Origin of the sequence: Streptomyces sp. R21 (assembly GCF_041051975.1) — a bacterium.
GTDB lineage: Bacteria > Actinomycetota > Actinomycetes > Streptomycetales > Streptomycetaceae > Streptomyces.
Genome location: NZ_CP163435.1, coordinates 2,055,341 through 2,077,146, shown reverse-complemented (window position 1 = coordinate 2,077,146; position 21,806 = coordinate 2,055,341). Strand labels below are relative to the sequence as shown.

At 70.6% G+C, this 21,806-nt stretch carries 15 protein-coding genes; 5 read left to right on the top strand and 10 right to left on the bottom strand.

The features are described from left to right. The first annotated feature begins 131 nt into the window (after window positions 1–131). Genes AB5J56_RS09450 through AB5J56_RS09440 form a run of 3 tightly spaced genes read left to right on the top strand, consistent with a single transcriptional unit; the run spans window position 132 to window position 5,676 of the window. The gene (locus AB5J56_RS09450; RefSeq protein WP_369231950.1) at window positions 132–1,523 is read left to right on the top strand and encodes a carbohydrate-binding protein; all 1,392 of its coding nucleotides are present in this window, start codon (window positions 132–134) and stop codon (window positions 1,521–1,523) included. Window positions 1,524–1,535: 12 nt separating this feature from the next. Beyond that, window positions 1,536–3,179, top strand: coding sequence for a glycosyl hydrolase family 8 (locus AB5J56_RS09445; RefSeq protein ID WP_369231948.1), 1,644 nt, complete (start codon window positions 1,536–1,538; stop codon window positions 3,177–3,179). A 52-nt stretch (window positions 3,180–3,231) separates the two neighbouring features. Further along, window positions 3,232–5,676 (top strand): PQQ-dependent sugar dehydrogenase, encoded by a 2,445-nt coding sequence (locus AB5J56_RS09440; protein ID WP_369231946.1) that lies wholly within the window; start codon window positions 3,232–3,234, stop codon window positions 5,674–5,676. Between the two features lie 68 nt (window positions 5,677–5,744). Here the strand turns inward: AB5J56_RS09440 and AB5J56_RS09435 are convergent, their stop codons facing one another. From AB5J56_RS09435 to AB5J56_RS09400, 8 genes are all read right to left on the bottom strand, one after another. Then, a complete protein-coding gene (locus tag AB5J56_RS09435; protein WP_369231944.1) occupies window positions 5,745–7,595 on the bottom strand; it encodes a BTAD domain-containing putative transcriptional regulator in 1,851 nt (616 codons plus the stop codon). After that, window positions 7,592–8,434: a trypsin-like peptidase domain-containing protein gene (locus tag AB5J56_RS09430; RefSeq protein ID WP_369231942.1), complete on the bottom strand. Its 843-nt coding sequence runs from the start codon at window positions 8,432–8,434 to the stop codon at window positions 7,592–7,594. Before AB5J56_RS09430 ends, AB5J56_RS09435 begins: the two co-directional genes overlap by 4 nt. Next, the gene (locus AB5J56_RS09425; protein WP_369231940.1) at window positions 8,431–8,742 is read right to left on the bottom strand and encodes a CU044_2847 family protein; all 312 of its coding nucleotides are present in this window, start codon (window positions 8,740–8,742) and stop codon (window positions 8,431–8,433) included. The genes AB5J56_RS09430 and AB5J56_RS09425 overlap by 4 nt, the downstream gene beginning before the upstream one ends. A 161-nt stretch (window positions 8,743–8,903) precedes the next feature. Continuing rightward, window positions 8,904–9,710: an ABC transporter ATP-binding protein gene (locus AB5J56_RS09420; RefSeq protein ID WP_369231938.1), complete on the bottom strand. Its 807-nt coding sequence runs from the start codon at window positions 9,708–9,710 to the stop codon at window positions 8,904–8,906. Beyond that, window positions 9,707–12,382, bottom strand: coding sequence for an ATP-binding cassette domain-containing protein (locus AB5J56_RS09415; RefSeq protein WP_369231936.1), 2,676 nt, complete (start codon window positions 12,380–12,382; stop codon window positions 9,707–9,709). Before AB5J56_RS09415 ends, AB5J56_RS09420 begins: the two co-directional genes overlap by 4 nt. Window positions 12,383–12,404: 22 nt before the next feature. After that, complete coding sequence (locus tag AB5J56_RS09410) at window positions 12,405–13,661, bottom strand: ABC transporter substrate-binding protein (protein ID WP_369231934.1); 1,257 nt, start codon at window positions 13,659–13,661, stop codon at window positions 12,405–12,407. Window positions 13,662–13,789: 128 nt separating this feature from the next. Then, complete coding sequence (locus AB5J56_RS09405; RefSeq protein ID WP_369231932.1) at window positions 13,790–15,616, bottom strand: long-chain fatty acid--CoA ligase; 1,827 nt, start codon at window positions 15,614–15,616, stop codon at window positions 13,790–13,792. A 311-nt stretch (window positions 15,617–15,927) separates the two neighbouring features. Then, on the bottom strand, window positions 15,928–17,421 hold the full coding sequence (locus AB5J56_RS09400; protein ID WP_369231930.1) for an MFS transporter: 1,494 nt from the start codon (window positions 17,419–17,421) through the stop codon (window positions 15,928–15,930). Window positions 17,422–17,530: 109 nt separating this feature from the next. Between AB5J56_RS09400 and AB5J56_RS09395 the strand changes: the two genes are divergently transcribed. Next, the gene (locus AB5J56_RS09395; RefSeq protein ID WP_369231928.1) at window positions 17,531–18,520 is read left to right on the top strand and encodes an Lrp/AsnC family transcriptional regulator; all 990 of its coding nucleotides are present in this window, start codon (window positions 17,531–17,533) and stop codon (window positions 18,518–18,520) included. Window positions 18,521–18,574: 54 nt separating this feature from the next. On the opposite strand, the gene AB5J56_RS09390 is transcribed toward AB5J56_RS09395, so the two are convergent. Next, window positions 18,575–19,438 (bottom strand): LysR substrate-binding domain-containing protein, encoded by an 864-nt coding sequence (locus AB5J56_RS09390; RefSeq protein WP_369231926.1) that lies wholly within the window; start codon window positions 19,436–19,438, stop codon window positions 18,575–18,577. A gap of 185 nt (window positions 19,439–19,623) precedes the next feature. On the opposite strand from AB5J56_RS09390, the gene AB5J56_RS09385 reads away from it, so the two are divergent. Further along, window positions 19,624–20,634 (top strand): bile acid:sodium symporter family protein, encoded by a 1,011-nt coding sequence (locus AB5J56_RS09385; RefSeq protein ID WP_369242455.1) that lies wholly within the window; start codon window positions 19,624–19,626, stop codon window positions 20,632–20,634. Here AB5J56_RS09385 and AB5J56_RS09380 read toward each other — a convergent pair. Next, window positions 20,570–21,802 (bottom strand): DUF4185 domain-containing protein, encoded by a 1,233-nt coding sequence (locus tag AB5J56_RS09380; protein ID WP_369231924.1) that lies wholly within the window; start codon window positions 21,800–21,802, stop codon window positions 20,570–20,572. The genes AB5J56_RS09385 and AB5J56_RS09380 overlap by 65 nt on opposite strands. Window positions 21,803–21,806: the final 4 nt, after the last annotated feature.

Here is a 21,806-nt window from a genome sequence, read left to right as displayed (position 1 = left end):
TCCCCGCCCGCGCTCTCGCAGGCGGGGACGTGTGCCCACCAAAAGTTAGGAACCCTTCCTAACACCCCACCCCACCCCACCCCATCGCACCGCTTCCCCGTCCCTCTCACCGCTCCTGGAGGTAGATCCACGTGCACCCCCTCGTACCCCCACGCCGTCTCGGCGTGGTCCTCGCCGCCCTGTTCGGGCTGCTGCTCTCCCTGCTGTTCGCCTCGCCCCCATCGGCCCGCGCGGAGGCCGCGGCCACCGACTACCAGGCCGAGAGCGCCACCATCTCCCAGGGCGCGGTGGCCACCAACCACACGGGCTTCACGGGCACGGGCTTCGTCGACTACACCAACATCACCGGCTCGTACGTCGAGTTCACGGCGGACGCGGCGGCTGCCGGTCAGACGACCCTGACCTTCCGTTACGCCAACGGCACGACCGCCGACCGCCCCATGAACATCTCCGTGAACGGCACGGTCGTCGCCTCGAGCGTGTCCTTCGCGCCCACCGCGAACTGGGACACCTGGGCCACCAGGTCGGTCACCGTCTCGCTGGCCGCGGGCGCCAACAAGGTCCGCGCCACCGCGACCACCGCCAACGGCGGACCCAACCTCGACAGACTGACGCTCGGCAGCGCCCCCGTCGGCACCCCGGGCCTGGCGGTCGCGCCGTACGAGTACTTCGGCTGGGGCAACCCGCAGAGCCCGACCTCCGTGATGTCGGCGACCGGCGTCAAGTGGTTCACCCTCGCCTTCATCCTGTCCGACGGCTCCTGCAACCCTGCCTGGGACGGCTCGCGCCCGCTGACCGGCGGCGACGACCAGTCGAAGATCAACTCGATCCGGTCGGCCGGCGGTGACGTGATCGTCTCCTTCGGCGGCTGGAGCGGCGCGAAGCTCGGCGAGAAGTGCAGCAGTGCCTCTTCGCTCGCGGGCGCCTACCAGAAGGTCATCAACGCCTACGGCCTCAAGGTCATCGACATCGACATCGAGAACACCGAGTGGGGCAACGCCACCGTCCGCCAGCGTGTGATCGACGCGCTGAAGATCGTGAAGGCCAACAACTCCGGCCTGAAGACCGTCATCACCTTCGGCACCACGACCAGCGGCCCCGACTCCACCGGCGTCGACATGATCAACCGTGGCGCCAACTCCGGTCTGGCCAACGACATCTGGTGCATCATGCCGTTCGACTTCGGCGGCGGCACCACCAACATGGGCACGCTGACCACCCAGGCCATGGAAGGCCTGAAGGGGCGCGTCAAGTCCGCGTACGGCTACAGCGACACGACGGCGTACGCGCACATCGGGCTCTCGTCGATGAACGGCAAGACCGACGACTCCGGCGAGCTCGTCCGCATCTCCGACTTCCAGACCATGCTCGTCTACGCCCAACAGCACCACATCGCACGCCTCACCTACTGGGCCGTCAACCGAGACCGGGCCTGCGGCTCCGGCTCCGACGGCGACGCGTGCAGCGGCGTCTCGCAGCAGCCGTACGACTACCTCAAAGTCTTCGCCCAGTACACGGGCTGAGAAAGGGCGATCATGAAACTGACTCATCGCAGACGCGCCCTGACCTGGGGTACCGCCCTGGCCCTCGCGCTGCCCCTGCTCGGCCTGACGGCGGCCGGGACGGCAGCGGCGGCCACCGACTACCAGGCCGAGGACGCCACGATCTCGCAGGGTGCGGTGGCCACCAACCACACCGGCTTCACGGGCACAGGCTTCGTCGACTACACCAACATCGCCGGTTCGTATGTGGAGTTCACGGTGAACGCCGCCTCGGCGGGCAGTACCGCGATCGACCTGCGGTACGCCAACGGCACGACGACCGACCGCCCGATGGACATCTCCGTCAACGGCACGGTCGTCGCCTCGAACGTGTCCTTCGCGCCGACCGGCAACTGGGACACCTGGGCCACCAAGTCGGTCACTGTCTCGCTGGCCGCGGGCGCCAACAAGGTCCGCGCCACCGCGACCACCGCCAACGGCGGACCCAACCTCGACAGGACCACCGTCGGTGCGCCCAGCACGAGCGGGCCCGCCGTCCCGTTCGGCAGCCATCAATTCCCGTACACCACAGGCACGTTGAAGCCGTCCGGCAGTCAGACGGCCCTCGACCAGGCCGTCGTCAGCAAGTACACCGCCTGGAAGTCCGCCTTCGTACGGCAGAACTGCGGCAACGGCTGGTACGAGGTCATCTCGCCCGACGCCGACCACCCCTACGTCGCCGAGGGCCAGGGATACGGCATGGTCGTCACCGCGTTCATGGCGGGCGCCGACCCCGACGCGAAGAAGATCTTCGACGGCATGGTCAAGTACATGCTGGCGCACCCCTCGGTGCACAACTCGCACCTGCTCGCTGCCGAGCAGGACTCCTCCTGCAAGTCCGTCGACGGCTCGGACTCGGCGACCGACGGCGACCTCGACGTGGCGTACGGGCTGCTGCTCGCCGACAAGCAGTGGGGGAGCGCGGGAACGTACAACTACAAGGACCTCGCGACCCAGCACATCAACGCCATCAAGGCGAGCGAGGTCAACCCGAGCACGCATCTGATGAAGCTCGGCGACTGGTCCTCGTCCGGCGATCAGTACTACTACATCACGCGGTCCTCCGACTGGATGGTCGACCACTTCCGGGCCTTCCGCCGCGCCACCGGCGACACCGCCTGGGACACCATCCGCACCGCTCACCAGAACCTGATCGCCTCGCAGCAGGCCAACTACGCCTCCGGCACGGGTCTGTTGGCGGACTTCGTCGTGAACACCAACGGCACCCCGAAGCCTGCGAGCGGCGAGGTCCTGGAGAGCCCCAACGACGGCGACTACGGCTGGAACGCCTGCCGTGACCCTTGGCGGATCGGCGTCGACGCCGTCACCAGCGGCGACGCGGCCTCCCTCGCCTCGGCGCACAAGCTCAACTCCTGGATCAAGGCGAAGACCGGCGGCAACCCCGACAGCATCGTCACCGGCTACCACCTGAACGGCTCGGCGTTCGACAGCGGGCACGACATGGCGTTCACGGCGCCCTTCGTCGTCACGGCCATGACCGACTCCGGTTCGCAAGTCTGGCTGGACGCCCTCTGGAACAAGCTCACCGGCACGGCGATCAACTCCTCGCTCTACTACGGCGGCAGCGTCCAGCTCCAGTCGATGATCGTGGCGTCCGGCAACTACTGGGTGCCCTGATGTCCCACTGCACGTGTGTCCCCCTTCTCCTTCGGATCTGACGGAGGTTCAGATGCGTAGCACCACCCCATCCAGAGGCCGGCTGAGGAGGATCGCCATCGGTGCGGTCGTGCTCCTGTGTGCCGGACTCGTCCAGGTCGTACCGCAGTCGGCCTCGGCGGCGCCCACCCGCTATGAAGCGGAGAGCGCCGCCTACACGTCCGGCTCCACCGTGGACAGCAACTACGCCGGATACTCCGGCAGCGGCTTCCTCAACACCCCCAACGCGGCGGGCAGTTACGTCGAGTTCACCGTAAACGCCGCGTCCGCGGGAACGGCCACCGTGGCCCTGCGCTACGCGAACGGCACCACCGCCGACCGCCCGGCGGACATCGCGGTCAACGGCACGGTGGTGAAGGCCGGGTACTCGTTCCCGTCCACCAGCACCTGGGACGCCTGGACCACCTCGACGCTGACCGTCCCGGTGAACGCGGGCAGCAACAAGATCCGCCTCACCGCCACGGGTTCGGGCGGCCTCGCCAACACCGACTACCTCGACTTCGAGCTCGCCGCGGCAGCCACCGACCACCAGGCCGAGGACGCCACGATCTCCCAGGGCACGGTGGCCACCAACCACACCGGTTACACGGGCACCGGGTTCGTCGACTACACCAACATCACCGGTTCGTATGTGGAGTTCACGGTGAGCGCCGCCTCGGCGGGCAGCGCCTCGCTCGCCCTGCGGTACGCCAACGGCACCACGACGGACCGCCCGATGGACATCTCCGTGAACGGCACGGTCGTCGCCTCGGGCGTCTCCTTCCCGGCCACCACCGACTGGGACACCTGGGCTACCAAGACCCTCAACGCCTCGCTCACCGCGGGCTCCAACAAGATCCGTGCCACCGCCACGACCGCGGCCGGCGGCCCCAACCTCGACAAACTGAGCGTCGGCGCGGCGGCCGACACCCAGGCGCCGACCCGTCCCGGCCAGCCCAGCTGCTCGGACATCGGCGAGGACACGCTCACCCTGGCATGGGGCGCCTCGACGGACAACGTCGGCGTGACGGCGTACGACCTCTACGAGCACGGCAACAAGATCGGCGAGGCCGCGGGAGACGCGACCTCGAAGAACCTCACCGGTCTGACGCCGAACACCACCTACAACCTCACCGTCATCGCCCGGGACGCGTCCGGCAACACCTCACCGGCCAGCCCCGCCGTCGACTGCACGACCAAGCCCAGCTCCGACACCACCCCGCCCACCAAGCCCGGCACACTGACCGCCTCCAACGTCACCGCCACCAGCGCCGACCTCAGCTGGGGTGCCTCGACGGACGACAAGGCGGTCGTCGGCTACGACGTGCGCAGCGGCACCACCGTCTACAAGTCCGTCACCGGCACGTCGACCACGCTGACCGGCCTCGCCTGCAACAGCCCGTACACCCTGAACGTGGTGGCGCGCGACGCCGCCGGCAACGTCTCCCCGGAGACCAACACGGTCACCTTCACCACGCAGACCTGCTCCACCGACGGTGGCGTCCCGTCGTCCATCAGCACCGTCTCCTCCGGCTGGACCATTCCGTGGGGCACCTACTGGATGCCCGACGGCCAGACCGCCCTGGTCACCGAGCGGGACGACTTCCGCGTGTGGAAGGTCGCCAAGGACGGCACGAAGACGCAGGTCGGAACCGTGCCCAACGCCGTCACGACCGACGGCGAGGGCGGCCTGCTGGGCGTGGCCGTCGACCCCAACTGGTCGACGAACCACTACGTCTACTTCATGCACACCGCCGCCGAGGGCAACCGCGTCGTCCGCATGACCTACAACGGCACCTCCCTCAGCGGCTACACCGTCCTCCTCCAGGGCATCAAGAAGAACCGCTACCACAACGGCGGGCGCCTCGCCTTCGGCCCCGACGGCTACCTGTACGTCTCCACCGGCGAGGCCCAGACGCCCGATCTGGCCCAGGACAAGAACTCTCTCAACGGCAAGATCCTTCGCATGACCACCGACGGAAAGGCCGCCCCGGGCAACCCGTTCGGCAACTACGTCTACAGCTACGGCCACCGCAACCCGCAGGGCCTCGCCTTCGACCGCAACGGCCGCCTGTGGGAAGCCGAGTTCGGCAACAGCTCCAAGGACGAACTCAACCTCATCAAGCCCGGCGCCAACTACGGCTGGCCGACCTGCGAAGGCACCTGCAGCGTCGCCGGGATGACCAACCCCAAGAAGACCTGGAACGTCTCCGAGGCCTCACCCAGCGGCATCGCCATCGTCCGCAACGTCATCTATATGGCATCCCTGCGCGGCGAACGCCTGTGGCGCATCCCGATCACCGGCGACACGGAGAACGTCGGCACACCGACGGCGTACTACGTCGGCACGTACGGCCGCCTGCGCACGGTCACCAAGGTCCCCGGCGCCGACCAGCTCTGGCTGTCGACGACCAACTGCGACAACAACGGGGGTGCGGCGGACGGTTCGGACAAGATCTTCAAGCTGAGCATCAGCTGAGCATCGACTGGTGGAGGGCGGCGGGCCGGGCGGTGGGACGCCCGGCCCGCGCCCGCGGGTGCCGAGCGTCATGAGGGCCGAACGGCGATCGGCCTGGCTTCGCGGCGGACCGAGGCCGAGCTGTCCAGAACCGGGTCGGACGTATGGATGCGCCGCCACAACTCCTGCAGGCCGGGACTCGGTTCAACTCCGAGATGCTGGAGGAGCAGGCCCCGGATGCGGTCGTACTCCGCCAGTGCCTGTGCCCGGCGCCCGCTCCGGTACAGGGCGCGCATGAGGAGTTCGCGCAGGCGCTCGTCCAGGGGATGGGTGCGGGTCAGCGCGTTCAGCTCCGGGATGACCTCGTAGTGACGGCCCAGTTGCACGTCCAGATCCAGTCGGGCTTCGGTCAGTTGAAGCCGCCACTCCTCCAGCCTCCGGCGCTGTTCGGCGGCGTACGGGCCCCGGGCATTTTCCAGGGACTCACCGTGCCAGAGTGCCAGGGCCTGGCTGAGCGCGGTGCGCGCCTGCTCCGGGTCACCGGCCGCACGGAACCGCTCGGCCTCCGCCGCATGCTTCTCGGCGATGGTCAGGTCGAGGGATCCCGGGGCGAGGCGCAGAGCGTAGCCGTGGGGCTCTCTGAGGAGTGCTTCGGGGCCGAGTACTCTGCGCAGCCGGTACACGTACACACTGAGCGCCCTGGGACCGGACGCCGGCAACGTGTTCCAGATCATGTCTGCCAGTTCGCCGGGGCTGACAGTGGCTCCCTCTCGCAGCAGGAGAGCGGCGAGCAGGGCCGCTGACGTCGAAGGCCCGATGTCCAGGGGTTCGCCCTCCTGCCAGACCTGGACCGGACCGAGCACACTGAAGCGCAGCGTCGGCGTGTCCTCGTCGGTCCCGTCTCGTGGGCTGTCCCGGCGGGACGCGGCGGGACCAGGCCGTGGCGCGGGCTGAGCCGCCATGGCGTGGCGAGCGCGCGAACTCCTGGGTTCGGGCGCGGAGGCCGGACCTCGGGGTACCCGGGCCGCACCGTGCCGCATCACATCCGCACGTCGCGCGGTCGCCGTGACCAGGGCCCTGACGCCGTCCAGGCGGCGGCCGTCCGGCTCGTCCAGGGCCGCCTCCCCCTCCGCGGCGGCAAGGCTCAGCAGCGCGGCGACCGTCTGCGGATGCTGGGTGCCCACCGTCGCGGCGGCCTTCTGGGAGGCGACGGCCAGCACGTCCACGGCGCGTTCCATCCGGTCGAGGGCACCGGCGGCCCGCGCGGACTCGAACTCCGCGGTGGCGAGGGCCACCAGCGCCGACAGGGACTGCGGATGCTCGCCGCCGAGAACACCCACCAGGCGGCGGACGGCGCCTTCCAGGTCGGCCAGCAACCGGTCAGCGTCTTCATGGAGCCCACGGCGGCGCGCCGCCGTGGTCAGGACGGTGGTCACCAGGAGGTGTACATCCAGGTCTTCCGCGGCGTCCTCGGTCAGCCGCTCCCGTGCCTGGCCCGCCGATTCCTCGGCCCCTGTGACGTCGCCCAGCCGCAGTTTGAGTGCCGCGAGATTGGCCAGCGTCCGCGCGGCCGACGCTCCGCCGTCCGGGTCGAAGTGCAGGGCGGTGGACAGTACGTTCGCGGCGGCGGCCAGATGCCAGCGGTCGGCCAGCGTCACCGCCAGTCGGTTGCGGGCGGAGCTGTCGAGGTTCAGCGCGCCCGTGTCCCAGGCGAGGCGGGATGCCACATGTCGGAGGAGCGTGTGCGACAGACGCTGCAGACCGAGGCTGTCGAGCAGCGACGTGAGACGCGCCAGATCGCGGCTGAGGGCCCGGTCCTGCAGTACATGCTCGTCGGCGCACAGCAGCTCGACGGCTTGGGTGGTACGCAGGCGCGCCGTGCTGCCACCTCGCAGCGCCCGCTCGGCGTGGGAGATCGCGTCCTGCCAGGCGTCGGTCATGGGCCGCCCCCGCCGGCCTGGCCGTCGATGAGCCTCTTCACGGCGATGAACTTCAACTCGGCGATCTGCGAAGGGTCGATGAGGTCGCGCTGCGCCCACGCGTCGAGCTGGACGAGGAGTTCCTCGGTGCCCGCGAAACGTGCCGGTGTGCCGCCGTCCGGGGCGGTGGGCCCGTCTCCCGGGGCAGCCGTGGCCGGTGCGAGGTCCGGACCCGGCGGTCGCAGTACATCGATGAGGTGGACGACATCCAGGTGGTCGAAGCGGCGCATCGCCTCCCGGATGGTGGCGGCGAAGAGGACGTTGGCGGCGCGGGCCTCCGAGGCCCGGTCCGGGGCCTGCTCGATCAGGATGCCGACGACCGAGGGCCCTCGGGTGCCGTCGTCCCCGACTCCCTCGACCGGTCCTCCCGAGTAGCCGGAGTAGTCGCCCAGATGCTGGTCCGCCGTGAGCTGCAGGGCCTCGATGGTCGCGCCCCCGACGCACAGGTGCTGCGCGGCCCCCGCGCTGACCCGACCGCTGAGGTGCACGTCGTGTGCCGCGGGCCGGTAGGGGCCGCGCCAGCGGTCCCCGTCGCGGGCGACGTCGGCCGCGGGGATCGGCAGCGTCACCTGGTGCCCGGCGCCGATCTCGACGAGGGCGAGGTCCGCTTCCTTGTCCTGGCGGCAGACGCGGCCCTCGACCCTTGCCCCGTCGGCGAGTTGGATGCCGACGTGCTCGTCGAGCGACAGCCCGCGCAGACAGTGCAGGGCGGTGAGCACGAACCGCCGGGTGAGCAGGAAGCCGCCGCCCAGGCGCTGCTCGGCTTGGTAGAGGTCGACCCAGTAGCCCGTGCCCGTCACGGAGTCCCCGGGGTCCGCTCCACCGTGAGGGTGACCTCGAACGAGGCCTCCGCCGAGGCCTTGGAGAGGATGACCCCGGCCTCGGCCGCGAGGGTCAGACCGAAGGTGACGTCCAGGCTGGTGATCTGCCAGCCGTCGCGCTCGGGGACCTGCGCCAGGGACTGCTGGGCGAGGGAGGAGGCCTGGACGATGGCCTCCTCGATCTCGGCGGCCCGTTCACCGAGGGACGACGTCGCCCGCGTTCTCGTGGCGATCTGCCGGTTCCCCGCTCCGTCGAGCGCGACCGTCTCGACCCTGACATCCGCCATGACCGTACTTCCCCCGTGTGCCCGGCATCTTTGTCGGTGGTACGTGTGTGTCGGTGGTACGTGATCTCGGGCGAGAGCCTAGCCGCGCGGCTCCGGCGGTGCGACCGCTTCTCGGACAACTCGCCTGCCACACAGCCGACTTGGGTGCGTGCCACCCCTGTTCAGGTGGCTGTCGTGCCGAGATACGCCTCGCGTACCCGCGGGTCGGCGTGCACCACGGCGGCCGTCCCCTCGGCGAGGATCCGGCCGAGGTCGAGGACGACGACGCGGGTGCACAACTGCATGACGAAGGCGACGTTGTGCTCGACGAGGAGGACGGCGCAGCCCTCTTCGTCCACCAGCCGGCGGACCACGGATGACAGACAGCGACTCTCGTCCTCCGTCATTCCGGAGGTGGGCTCGTCCAGGAGCAGCACCCTGGGCGGGTCGGCCACCGCGCGGGCCAGTTCCACCATCCGCGCCCGGCCGATGGGAAGCGTTCCGGCGTACGCGTCGGTGAACCCGTCGAGGCCGCAGTCGTGCAGCACGGCCTCAGCGCGTTCACGCCGTTTCTTCTCGTACGGGCGTCGGGTGGGCGCCGCCAGCAGGTCACCGGCGAGCCCGCCACCGCCGCCGCGCCACTCCTGGGCGACCACCAGCTGTTCGGCCACGGTGAGCTGGCCGAACAGCTGCTGCCGTTGGAAGGTGCGGCGCATTCCGTGCCGGGCACGCCAGACGGGGGAGCGGCGCGTGATGTCCGTACCGTCGAGCAGCACCCGGCCCTCGTCGGGGCGGCGGATGCCCGAGAGGACATCGAACAGGGTGGTCTTTCCTGCCCCGTTGGGGCCGATGAGTCCGCAGACCTCGCCGGGGCGCAGGGTGAGACCGACTCCGTCGAGGGCGCGGATGCCGCCGAAGCGGACGCCGACACCGACGGCCTCCAGCACGGGTGAGCCGCTCGTGGAAGAACCACTCGTGGGTGAGCTCATGGCCGCCCCGTCCGCTGCGTCGGCCCGCCCGCGATCCCCAAGTACGCCTCCGTCAGCCGGTCGGCGTCCACCTCGGCGCGCGGGCCGCACCAGGTCACCCGGCCCTGCGCGAGATACGCGACGGTGTCCGCGACCCCGAGGACCTCCGTCGCCTTCTCCTCGACCAGGAGGAGTGCCGTCCCGGCCTCCTTGAGCTCGACCAGCAGCCGGAACACCTCTTCGACCACGCGCGGAGCGAGCCCGAGGGACGGTTCGTCGACGACGAGGACCCGCGGCGGGCGCTGGAGGAGCGGTGCGAGCGCGAGCATCTGCTGCTCCCCGCCGGAGAGCGACCCGGCGGCGACGGTGCGCCGCGCGGCGAGCCCGGGGAAGCGCTCGTACACGGCCTCGTGCGAGGCCCGCTCTCGCAGATACAGCGCGAGGTTCTCGTCGATCGTGAGCGCGGGGAAGATGCCCCGGCCCTCGGGCGCCAGCACCACTCCGCTGCGGGACCGGCCGACGGCGCGTTCGCGGGTGGCATCGCGTCCGGCGACGTGGACCCGGCCGTCGAGCGGGCGCAGCAGCCCGCCGGCGACCCTGCAAGTGGTGGACTTGCCCGCCCCGTTGGGACCGAGGAGGGCGAGGATCTCGCCGGGGCGCACGGTGAGGTCGACGCCGTGCAGGACGGGGGCGCCGTCGTAACCGGCACAGACGCCGAGGAGTTGGAGGGCGGCATCGGGGGACGGCCGGACAACGGCGGGTGTCTGCGTCGTACGCGGTGCGGTCGTCGCCCGCCTGCGGTGCCGGCGCGTGGGTACGGCGGCGCAGTACCCGTCCGGGTCGTTCGCCAGGGCCAGTCCCGCCAGGCCGAAGAGGATCACCGGGAGATGGACGGAGCCGGTCACGTAGTCGGAGACCAGGTGCGGTACGACGGCGTAGACGAGCCCGGCGACCACGGCGAACTGGGGGCGCCGTACGCCCGCCGCCACCACCACCGCGAGCCATACCAGGCCGGTCATCGCGGTGAAGTCCGTCGCCGTGATGCGGGTGCTGTAGGAGGCGTACATGACGCCGCCGAAGCCCGCGATCCCGGCGGAGAGCGTGAACAGGGTCAGCTTGGTGCGGACGACGGAGACACCCGAGGCCATCGCCGCGGCGGGCGCCGAACGGACGGCCAGCATCGCCCGTCCGGACGGCGAGTTCCGCAAGGCGCTGAGCGACGCGACCGCCAGTGCGGCCAGCACGATCATCGCCACGCCCATCGCCCGGTCGTCGTTCAGGTCCACCGGGCCGAAGACGGGACGCGGGATCGCCCAGCCCGTGTCGCCGTTCCTCAACCAGCCCATTTGGAACAGGACTTGGTCGGCGAGGAAGGCCAGTGCGAGGGTGGCGAGCGCCAGCGAGCGGCCGCCGAGCCGCAGCGCCGGGAGCGCGACCAGGGCGCCGAGCACCGCGGCCGCGCACGTTCCGACCGCCGCGGCCGCCACGAACGGCCAGCCGTGGCTCATCAGCAACCCGGCCACCAGCGCCGCACCTGTCACGAACGTCGCCTGGGCCAGCGACACCATCGCCCCGAGCCCCGTCACCACCGTGAAGGACACGAACACCAGGGAAAGGGCCAGGCCTTGGGCGATCAGGCCGCTCCAGAACGGGGTCGTGACCGTGTAGAGGGCGAGAGCGAGGAGCAGTGCGGCGGCCGTCCAGGGGCCCCAGCGCCGTACCCACGAACGGCCCGCCAGATAGTCGGCCGGCGGCGCGTCCGTGGCCGCCGTCCCGGCCGTCCGCTGCCGCCGCGTCAGGACGAGCAGCCCGGCGAAGAGGATCAGGAACGGAACCGCCGTACGGAATCCCGTGACGCGGTCGGCGAACGAGGCGTACCCGGCGACCAGGTTCTGCAGCACTCCGAGTGCCAGCCCGCCCGCGAAGGCGAGCGGGACCGACGCGAAGCGGCCGAGCACGGCGGCCGTCGCCGAGACGAAGAGGAAGAGGGTGAAGTCGTGGGCCGACAGACCGAGCAGCGGGGTGGCCAGTACGCCCGCGAGTCCTGCGAGCCCCGACGAGAGCATCCAGGCGATCGACGACAGCCGGTCCGCGCTCATGCCGCGCAGCTCCACGAGCGACCGATTGTCCACCGCGGCGCGGAGCTTGAGGCCCAGCCGGGTGTGCCGCATCAGGATCCACAGCCCGACGGCCACCACCGCCGTGGCCACCCAGGTGATCAGCTGGTCGGAGTCGACGCCCACGCCGTCCATGAGCTGCCAGGACTTCGCCGGACTCGGCCCGACACCTGGCAGCCCGAACTGGTTCTCGGCGGGCCGGACGGACACGCCCGCGTCCTCCAGCAGCTCCACCACCCACAGGCCGAGTGCGGGCAGCGCGACCAACAGGCCGATGGTGGCGACGATCTGGGCGGTCTCGCCGACCCGCGCCAGCTTGCGGAACATCAGCCGGTCCAGGCCCCATCCCAGCGCGGGCGCCGCCCCGCACACGAGCAGCACGGCCGTCGGCACGGCGGGCCAGCCGAGGCCGGAGTGCAGCTCGTAGAAGGCGAGCGCGCACAGGTAAGCGGTGGCGCCGTGCGCGAAGTTGAACAGGCCCGAGGCCGAGTAGGAGAGCACAAGGCCGGTCGCCAACAGCGCGTACAACGCACCCGAGACGAGTCCGCTCAGCACGAATCCCAGCAGGTCCGACATGCCAAGTCCCTTTGCGGTCGGGCTACTTGAAGGGGATCGGCGGATAGCAGGTGAAGGGCGCCGAGACGACGTACTTGCCGGCTTTGAGCTGCACCAGGGCTCCGCAGCCGAACGACTCCTTCTGCCCCTTGGGCTCGGCGCGGTCGCCCACCATCGTGCCCGTGTCGGAGAATCCCTTCGCCGCCTTCTGGAAGGAGGCCACGGTCAGGTCCTTGCCCGCCTTCTCGGCGATGGCGAGGAAAAGGTCGGCCGACATGTACCCGGTCATCATGTGCATGTTCAACGGCACCTCCTTCCCGGCCGCCTTCCTGATGTCCGCCCTGAACTGCTTCATCGCCGCGTTGTCCTGCTCGAACGGCTGGAAGGACAGCAGGACGTGCACCCCGTCGAGCGCCTGCTTCGTCGCGCTCTTGGCGAGCAGCGAGGGGTCGTAGTCCGTCGGATCGGTCAGCACTCCCTTGTAGCCGCTGCGCTTGAGCGCCGTGAACAGACCGATGTTGTACGGCGTCTGCATCACCGAGACCACCGCATCGGGTGCCTTTCCGCCGTTGCTGCGAAGAATCTCCTTCGTGTACGCCGACCAGTCGCTCGGCATCGACGTCCCGGGCACGGATGGCTTCGCGTACGTCACCTTGTAGCCCGCCGTCGCGAAGCTCTGCTTGTACGTGCGGATGGCGAAGGTTCCCGCGTCGCTGTCGTTGGCGAGGATCGCCACGGACTTGCCCTGCGCGCCGCCGGTGACCCGCTTGAGCCCCTCGGGCCAGGTCTGTGAGATCGTGCCGCCCGGCATCGGCACCATGCAGCCGCCGAATCCGTAGATGTACGTCGGCCCGCAGAAGGACGGCAGGGTTCCCCAGCCGAACGTCGGCACCTTCTGCTGCTGGAGGAAGTCCGCCCCGGAGAAGGTCGTCGAGCTCATCGGTGCGATCGCGAACACCTTGTCCTGCTGCACGAGTTTGCGCGCGGCGGCCAGGTTCCTCGCCGGGTCCTGCCCGTCGTCCTCCGCCCCCAGGTAGTCGATCTTCCGGCCGTTGACCCCGCCTTCGGCATTGGCCCGGTCGAACCGCGCCTTCGCCCCGAGATCGGTGTCCTTCTTCGAGTACCCGGTGGCCGTCGTCATCGAGACGATGCCCCCGACCTTGATGGAGTCACCGGTGACCCCACGCACGGAGCCCCCGGCTCCCTTGTCCGAACTCCCGTTACTGGCAGCGGAGTTGCAGGCGGTGGCGAGCAGCAGCGCGGCCACGACGCCGGCGATGGTGCGGATCGGTCGCGACACGGTCGGTCCCCCTCCGTCGGGTGACCGAAAGTGTCGGTTGGAACTGATGGATCGTCAATATCTGACGCACCATTACATGACGGACCGTCAGGGACTCGCTCGGCGAGCCCCGTTGCGAGGTCACATCTCTATGCCTGGTACAAGGCTTCCACCTCGGAGGAGTAGGCCTTCTCGATGGCCTTCCGCTTCAGCTTCAGCGAAGGCGTGAGCAACCCGTGCTCCTCCGTGAACTGATGGGCCAGTATCCGGAACGTACGGATCGACTCGGCCTTCGAGACCAGCGTGTTCGCGGCGACGACGGCGCGCCGCACCTCGGTCTCCAGGTCGGGGTCGCGCACCAGCTCCGCCGCGGACAGCTGCGGCTTGCCGCGCATCTGCAGCCAGTGCTCGACGGCCTCCGAGTCCAGGGTGACGAGCGCCGCGATGTAGGGCCGGTCGTTGCCGACGACGATGCACTGGGCGACCAGGGGATGGTCGCGCACCCGTTCCTCCAGGATTCCCGGCGAGACGCTCTTGCCGCCGGAGGTCACCAGGATCTCCTTCTTGCGCCCGGTGATGGTGAGGTAGCCGTCCTCGTCGAGCGAGCCCAGGTCACCGGTGGCGAGCCAGCCGTCGTGCAGGGTGGCGTCGGTGGCCTTGACGTTGTTGAGGTAGCCCTGGAACACGTTGTCGCCGTGCAGCCAGATCTCGCCGTCGTCCGCGATGTGCACGGTGGTGCCGGGCAGCGCCTGGCCGACCGTGCCGAACCGGGTGCGCTCGGGAGGGTTGGCGGTCGCGGCGGCCGTGGACTCCGTGAGGCCGTACCCCTCGAAGATGGTGACGCCGGCGCCCGCGAAGAAGAGGCCGAGCCGCCGGTCCATGGCCGAGCCGCCGGACATGGCGTGCTTCATCCGGCCGCCCAGTGCGGCGCGCACCTTGGAGTAGACGACCTTGTCGAAGAACTGGTGCTGCATCCTGAGGCCCGCCGAGGGGCCGGGGCCGATGCCCCAGGCCTTCGACTCCATGGCGTCGGCGTAGCGCACCGCGACCTCGACGGCCTTCTCGAAGGGGCCCGAGCGGCCCTCCTTCTCGGCCTTGCGGCGCGCGGCGTTGAAGACCTTCTCGAAGATGTACGGCACGGCGAGGATGAACGTCGGCCGGAACGCGGCGAGGTCGGGCAGCAGGGCCGCCGCGTTGAGCTGCGGCTGGTGGCCGAATTTGACCCTGCCGCGGATCGCCGCGACCTGCACCATCCGCCCGAAGACGTGCGCGAGCGGCAGGAACAGCAAGGTGGCCGCCTCGTCGCCGCGCTTGGAGTGGAAGACGGGTTCCCAGCGGTCGATGGCGGTGCTCGTCTCGAACATGAAGTTCGCGTGGGAGAGCATGCAGCCCTTGGGGCGCCCGGTGGTGCCGGAGGTGTAGATGATCGTCGCGATCGACTCCGGAGTGACGGCGCGCCGGTGCCGGTGCACCACCTCGTCGTCGATGCCGCCACCCGCCTCGTACAGCTCCTGCACGGCGCCCGCGTCGAGCTGCCACAGCTTGTGCAGGTGCGGGAGCCGGTCGACGACCGTGGCGATGGTCATCGCGTGGTCCTCGTGCTCGACCATGACCGCCGACACCTGCGCGTCGTGCAGCGTCCAGAAGACCTGCTCGGCGGAGGAGGTGGGGTAGATCGGCACGACCTGGACGCCGATCGTCCAGAGCGCGTAGTCGAAGAGGGTCCACTCGTAGCGCGTACGGCACATGATCGCGACCCGGTCCCCGAACCGGATCCCCTGGGCGAGCAGGCCCTTGGCGAGGGCGAGGACCTCGTCGCGGAACTCGGCGGACGTGACATCGCGCCACTGCCCCTGCTCGTCCTTGCGGCCGAGGGCGACGTACAGGGGGTCTTCGAGGGCATGGTCGAACACGACGTCGGCCAGGCCGCCCACCGGCGGCGGCGACGCCAGTGGAGGGTTGGTGAACTCGCGCAAACCCGCTCCTTGTGGCGCTCAGCACAGCGCCGTGAAAGCTACCCCAACGAGCTGGAGTGCGGGAGGGGTGACGGAACGCCCGAAGGTCCGGAATAGGTACAGGTCAACCGAGAAAATGCGCTCACATGGGGAAGGGCCGGACAGAATTACTTACGGTTGGGTAAGTTTCCCTGCCGTAATCTCCACCGAATCTGCGCGACCCGATTACGGTGCGCGGCGCCCCGAATACCGGACGTGGAGGTTCCACTTCCGGCCATCGAGGCGCCGACCCATCAGGGCGTAAAAGCGGTCAAGCCGTCAATCCGCCCGTGTCATCCGCGAGCTGCCGCCGCCTTCTCCGCCGACGCGGCCCCGGTGGTCGCCGAGCCCGTCGCGGGACGCGGTGTCCGCACCAACATCAGTACCAGCGCGCCGGCGATCATTCCCGTCACACCCGCGGCCACCGACGCCGTGTCGAGCCCCGAGGCGAAGGCGGCCCGCAGGGTGTGCTCGGAGAACGTGCCGCTCAGGGCCCCGGCGCCGCCGCCCGCGAGGGTGTGCGCCGCGTCGTGCGGGAGGGTGTCCTGCATGCGCGAGGTCAGCACGGTGCCGAAGACGGCGACCCCGAGCGCGTACCCCAGCTGCCGGACCGTGTTGACCGCGCCGCCCGCCATGCCCGACCGCTCCTGCGGTACGGCGGCCAGTGCCGCGCCGGCGATCGACGGGGAGACGAACCCGGTGCCGGTCCCCACCAGGACCAGGCCGGGGATCAGCATCGTCCAGCTCGTGTCCGCGTCCAGTACGGCCTGGCAGAAGGCGCCGGACCCGATCAGGAGCAGTCCGCCGCCGATGGTCAGCCGGGCCGGAACCCCGTGCAGCAGCTTGCCCGCGAGGATGGCGACCACGACCGACGCGCCGGTCAGCGGAAGCAGTGTGAGTCCGCCGCGCACCGGGCTCATGCCGAGGACCGTCTGCATCCAGATCGAGAGGTACGGGATCACGCCGAACGCCACCCCGTTGAAGGCGAGCGCGCCGACCATCACGCCCACGAACGCGGGCTTGCGCAGCAGCGACAGGTCGAGCAGCGGATGGGCCACCCGGCGCTCGACGAGCACGAAGCCCGCCAGCGCCAGCGCGGCGAGCACGAACGAGGCCGTCGGAGCCGTCGACGTCCAGCCGTCGGACCCGGCCCGCACCACCCCGTACGTCAGCGCCCCCGCGAAGCCCGCGAACGTCGCCGTCCCCGCCCAGTCGATCCGCATCCCGCGCGGACCGCGCGACTCCGGCACCACGCGCAGCGTCAGCCAGATCGACGCCACGCTCACCGGCAGGTTCACGAAGAAGATCCACCGCCAGCCGGGCCCCTCGGTGAGCAGGCCGCCCAGGACCGGCCCGACCGCGGCCGCGCCGCCGCTGACCGCTCCCCAGATGCCGAGCGCCGTCGACCGCTGCCGCCCGTGGTAGACCGAGCCGAGCAGCGGGAGCGTCGTCGCGAACATCGCCGCCGCGCCCACGCCCTGCAGTGCGCGCGCGGCCACCAGCATCCCGGGCCCCGACGCCAGCCCGCACAGCAGCGACGCCGCCGCGAACAGCGCCACGCCCGCCACATGCACCTTGCGGCGTCCCAGAATGTCGGCCGCGGCGCCTATCCCCAGCAGCAGTGCGGCGAGCGCGAGCGCGTACCCGTCGACCACCCACTGCAAGTCACTCAGCGACGCGTGCAGCGACCGTGCCATGTCCGGCAGCGCGACGACCACGATCGTCACGTCCAGCAACAACATGAACGTCCCCAGGCACACCGCCGTGAGCGGCCCCCATGTGCGCATGTCCCCAACTCCTTGTGCGATGAATGCGTATGCCTCCGTACGATGGGCGGAGCGCGGCCGATCGCAGGGGAGTAGGGCGCTGGGCCGAACGAATCCGACACGGGAAGGTGTGAGGGTGACGGAATCCCACGCCGTCGACAAGGTCGACCTCCAGCTGCTGTCGGCGCTGGAGGTGAACGGCCGGGCCTCCTTCAGTCGGATCGGGTCGGTGCTCGGTGTCTCCGACCAGACCGTCGCGCGCCGCTACCGCAGGCTGTGCGCCGAGAGCGGGCTGCGGGTCGTGGCGATGCGGGACGCCTCCCGGCTCGGTCAGGACCAGTGGATGCTGCGGGTGCGCTGCGCGCCGGACAGCGCCGTGGCCATCGGGGACGCGCTCGCCAAGCGCCCCGACACGTACTGGATCGGACTCGCCTCCGGCGGCACCGAGCTCCTCTGCCTGACCCGGCCGCGCAGCGCGGGCGACCACGACGACCTGCTGCTCGGCAAGCTGCCGCGCACCCCCAGCGTGGTGGAGATCCGTGCCCACCAGCTGCTCCACCGGTTCTACGGCGGTGTCAACGGCTGGGTGCGCAAGCTCGGCGCGCTCACGGACGACCAGATCGCCGCCCTCGGCCCCGATCCGGAGTGCGGCCCGGAGTCCGGCGTGGTGACCATCGACCCGGAGGACGAACCCCTGCTCGCCGTCCTGGAACGGGACGGGCGTGCCACCTACCCCGAACTGCAGCGCGCCACCGGCCGTTCCGAGTCCGCGGTCAAGCGCCGCCTGGCGGCGTTGCTCGCCTCCGGCGTCGTCTACATCGATGTGGAGTACAACCCGGCGATCTTCGACCGCCGTGTCGCCGCGGTGCTGTGGATCACCGCCGCCCCGGCCGCCCTGCACTCCGTCGGCGAGGCGCTGGCCGCGCACGACGAGATCGCGCACGCCTCCGCCACCGCGGGCCCCTCGAACATCGTGGCGACCGCGCTGGCGCGAAGCACGGCGGACCTGTACGCCTACCTCAGCGGCCCGCTCGGCCGGCTGGAGGGCGTTCAGCACGTGGAGACGACACCGTTCCTGCGCAGGGTCAAGCAGCTGACGTACCCGCTGCCGTCCCGCTAAGGCCTGTCTGACAATTCCCGTCTGCCCCGCGACGGCATGCACGCCCTCTGGCGGTCACCCGCGATGCAACCGGTCCCCGCCCGCCAGGATCGCCGTCGCCAGCGCGTCCGCGGCGTCCTGGGCGGAGGCGCGGCGCCGGCCGTGCACCAGGACGAAGTCGACCGCGCCCAGCTCCGGCAGCCCCGCGCGGTCGGGGACGCGGACCAGCCCCGGCGGGACGAGTCCGCGTGAGTGCGCCATCACACCGAGGCCCGCTCGGGCCGCCGCGATCAGGCCGTTGAGGCTGCCGCTGGTGCAGGCGATGCGCCACGGCCGGCCCTGGCGTTCCAGGGCTTCCAGGGCCAGCGCGCGGGTGATGCCCGGCGGCGGGTAGACGATCAGCGGGACGGGGCGGTCGGGGTCGAGGCGGAGCCGCTCCGCGCCGATCCACACCAGCCGGTCGTGCCAGACGAGTTCGCCCTGTGGGTCCTGCGGCCGCCGCTTCGCGAGCACCAGGTCCAGCTTCCCGGCGGCCAGTTGTTCGTGCAGGGTGCCGGAGAGCTCGACCGTCAGCTCCAGATCCACTTCGGGGTGGTCGGAGCGGAAGCCCTCCAGGATCTCCGGGAGCCGGGTCAGCACGAAGTCCTCGGAGGCGCCGAAGCGCAGCCGCCCGCGCAGCCTGGTGCCCGTGAAGAACGCCGCCGCCTGCTCCTGCACCTCCAGGATCCGCCGGGCGAAGCCGAGCATCGCCTCGCCGTCCTCCGTCAGCTCCACGGAGTGGGTGTCGCGGGAGAAGAGCTGGCGCCCGGTGGCGTCCTCCAGGCGGCGCACATGCTGGCTCACCGTGGACTGACGCAGCCCGAGCCGGCGGGCGGCCCGGGTGAAGCTCAGGGTCTGGGCCACCGCCAGAAACGTACGCAACTGGGAAGGGTCGTACATACCCCCACGTTATCGCGAACCGTGATGACAGTCAGAGCGGTATGACGGATTCCCGATCGCGCGGTGGAGGAGGACGATGGAGAGGGCACGACCCGCCTCTGGACGACGACGTACCAGGGATGACCGTGAGCACATAGCGAACCGAGCAGTGGAGCACCGTGAAACGCCTGCAGTGGCCGAGTTGGATGCCGATCGACCCGTACATACTGCTGTTGCTCGGGACAGTGGGCCTCGCGGCCCTCTTCCCGGCGCGGGGCACGGGTGCCGACATCGCCTCGGGCGCGTCCACGGCCGCGATCGCCTTCCTCTTCTTCCTCTACGGGGCGCGCCTGTCGACCCGTGAGGCGCTCGACGGCCTGCGCCACTGGCGACTGCACGGCACGGTCCTCGCCTGCACCTTCGTCGTCTTCCCGCTGCTCGGCCTCGCCGCCCGCGGCCTGGTGCCGGTGCTCCTCACGCACCCCCTCTACCAGGGCCTGCTGTTCCTCACCCTCGTGCCGTCGACCATCCAGTCGTCGATCGCCTTCACCTCCATCGCGCGCGGCAACGTGCCGGCCGCGATCTGCGCGGGCTCCTTCTCCTCGCTCGCCGGCATCGTCATCACCCCGCTGCTGGCGGCGGCGCTGCTCGGCAACAGCGGCGGCGGCTTCTCCGCGGACTCCCTCGTCAAGATCGTGCTGCAACTCCTCGTGCCGTTCCTGGCCGGGCAGTTGCTGAGGCGTTGGATCGGCGGGTTCATCACCCGGCACAAGAAGATCCTCGGACTCGTCGACCGCGGATCGATCCTGCTCGTCGTCTACACCGCGTTCAGCGAGGGCATGGTGCAGGGCATCTGGCACCAGGTCAGCGCCGTCCGCCTCGCCGGGCTGCTCGTCGTCGAGGCGGTGATCCTCGCCGTGATGCTGGCCCTCACCTGGTACGGCGGGAAGGCGCTGCGCTTCAACCGGGAGGACCGGATCGCCATCCAGTTCGCCGGGTCGAAGAAGTCCCTCGCCTCCGGACTCCCTATGGCGAGCGTCCTGTTCGGCGCGCACGCCTCGCTCGCCGTGCTGCCGCTGATGCTCTTCCACCAGATGCAGTTGATGGTGTGCGCGGTCATCGCCAAGCGCCGGGCCCGCGACCCGGAGGCGGCTACGAACCCGACCCCAGCCGCAGCGTCACGAATCGCGGTCGGTACAGGGACACGTTCCGACTGAGGTTGGCCTGCGCCGAAGCGCCCGTCGCGTCCAGCCAGTTGACGTCGTAGCTCAGCACCAGCCGTCCGTCGCCGCTCAGTGCCGGATGCGCCTGCGGGTTGTACGCCGCCACCTCGCCCTCGGGCAGCGACGGGCTGAAGCTGCGGGTGGGCCCCTGCCAGGGGCCCGTCGGCGAGCACGCCCAGTACGAGGTGATCGTCGTCAGCCCCTCGGTGCCGGCGGCCATCGTGAACAGCACGTACGTGCCGCCGTCGCGCACCACCGTGAAGGCGCTGCCCACGCCCCTGCGCTGCCCGTCCCCGAGTACCGGCTTCGCCCGCGCCCGGACCGCCCACTGCTTGCCGTCCCAGTACTCCCAGGCGCCCGGCTCGCCGAGCCTGCCGCGCGGCACGCGGGCCACGTACGCCTGCGAAGCCGGACGGGAGGCCGCCTGGAGATCGTCGCCGCCGAAGACGTACGTCCACTCGCCCGCGTCGACCGCCGAGGTGCCGTACAGCACGCGCTGCGAGGCGTCCGCGACGGAGCGCTGGTCGAGGATCGTCCGGATGCCTTCGAGCCGGAGATCGGGCAGTGAGAGCGTGGCGACCTCGGTCGCCGTGGGCACGCCGTAGATCCACGGTGCCTGGCCCGTCGTACGGGTCCACAGCAGGACGCGGACGACCTGGTCCGAGGAGCCGGGGGAGCGCGGTTCGACCCGCGCGGCCACCGGCCAGCGCCACTGCTGCGGCCCCGGGTCGGGGAACACGGGCGTGGGGAGCGTGCTCTCCAGGCGGCCCGACGCGGACATCACCACCGCCGAGTTGCGCACCAGCGGTGCCGAGGTGTCGCGCCAGGCGAACGACTCGCCGACCGGGTTCGGCGGCGCGTGCACCGGGCCGAGATAGGTGTCGGAGAACAGCCACAGCATCCGCCCGTCCGGCAGCCGCACCGAGTGGGTGCCGTCGCCGCCGGTCCAGTCGTCCATGCGCGTGGCGTCGTCCCCGTACCGGGCGAACTCGCCCGTCAGCCTCGTGTCCGCGGACCAGGACCGCACCGTACGCGCGGCGCATGTGCCGCCGCCCTCCCGGTCGTCCGGGAGGGCGGTGAGCAGCACGGCCGCGCAGACCAGGGCCAGGATGATCCCCAGCCCGGTCCCGGCCTGCCGTCGTGCTCGTGCGTCGTCGGGCACGGAC

What these genes read in the sequence shown, in the direction of transcription:
- AB5J56_RS09385 (WP_369242455.1), top strand. Translation starts at nt 19,624, where the DNA reads ATGCCGATCGACCCGTACATACTGCTGTTGCTCGGGACAGTGGGCCTC.
- AB5J56_RS09390 (WP_369231926.1), bottom strand. Translation starts at nt 19,438, where the DNA reads ATGTACGACCCTTCCCAGTTGCGTACGTTTCTGGCGGTGGCCCAGACC.
- AB5J56_RS09415 (WP_369231936.1), bottom strand. Translation starts at nt 12,382, where the DNA reads ATGTCGGACCTGCTGGGATTCGTGCTGAGCGGACTCGTCTCGGGTGCG.
- AB5J56_RS09400 (WP_369231930.1), bottom strand. Translation starts at nt 17,421, where the DNA reads ATGCGCACATGGGGGCCGCTCACGGCGGTGTGCCTGGGGACGTTCATG.
- AB5J56_RS09445 (WP_369231948.1), top strand. Translation starts at nt 1,536, where the DNA reads ATGAAACTGACTCATCGCAGACGCGCCCTGACCTGGGGTACCGCCCTG.
- AB5J56_RS09435 (WP_369231944.1), bottom strand. Translation starts at nt 7,595, where the DNA reads ATGACCGACGCCTGGCAGGACGCGATCTCCCACGCCGAGCGGGCGCTG.
- AB5J56_RS09420 (WP_369231938.1), bottom strand. Translation starts at nt 9,710, where the DNA reads ATGAGCTCACCCACGAGTGGTTCTTCCACGAGCGGCTCACCCGTGCTG.
- AB5J56_RS09440 (WP_369231946.1), top strand. Translation starts at nt 3,232, where the DNA reads ATGCGTAGCACCACCCCATCCAGAGGCCGGCTGAGGAGGATCGCCATC.
- AB5J56_RS09425 (WP_369231940.1), bottom strand. Translation starts at nt 8,742, where the DNA reads ATGGCGGATGTCAGGGTCGAGACGGTCGCGCTCGACGGAGCGGGGAAC.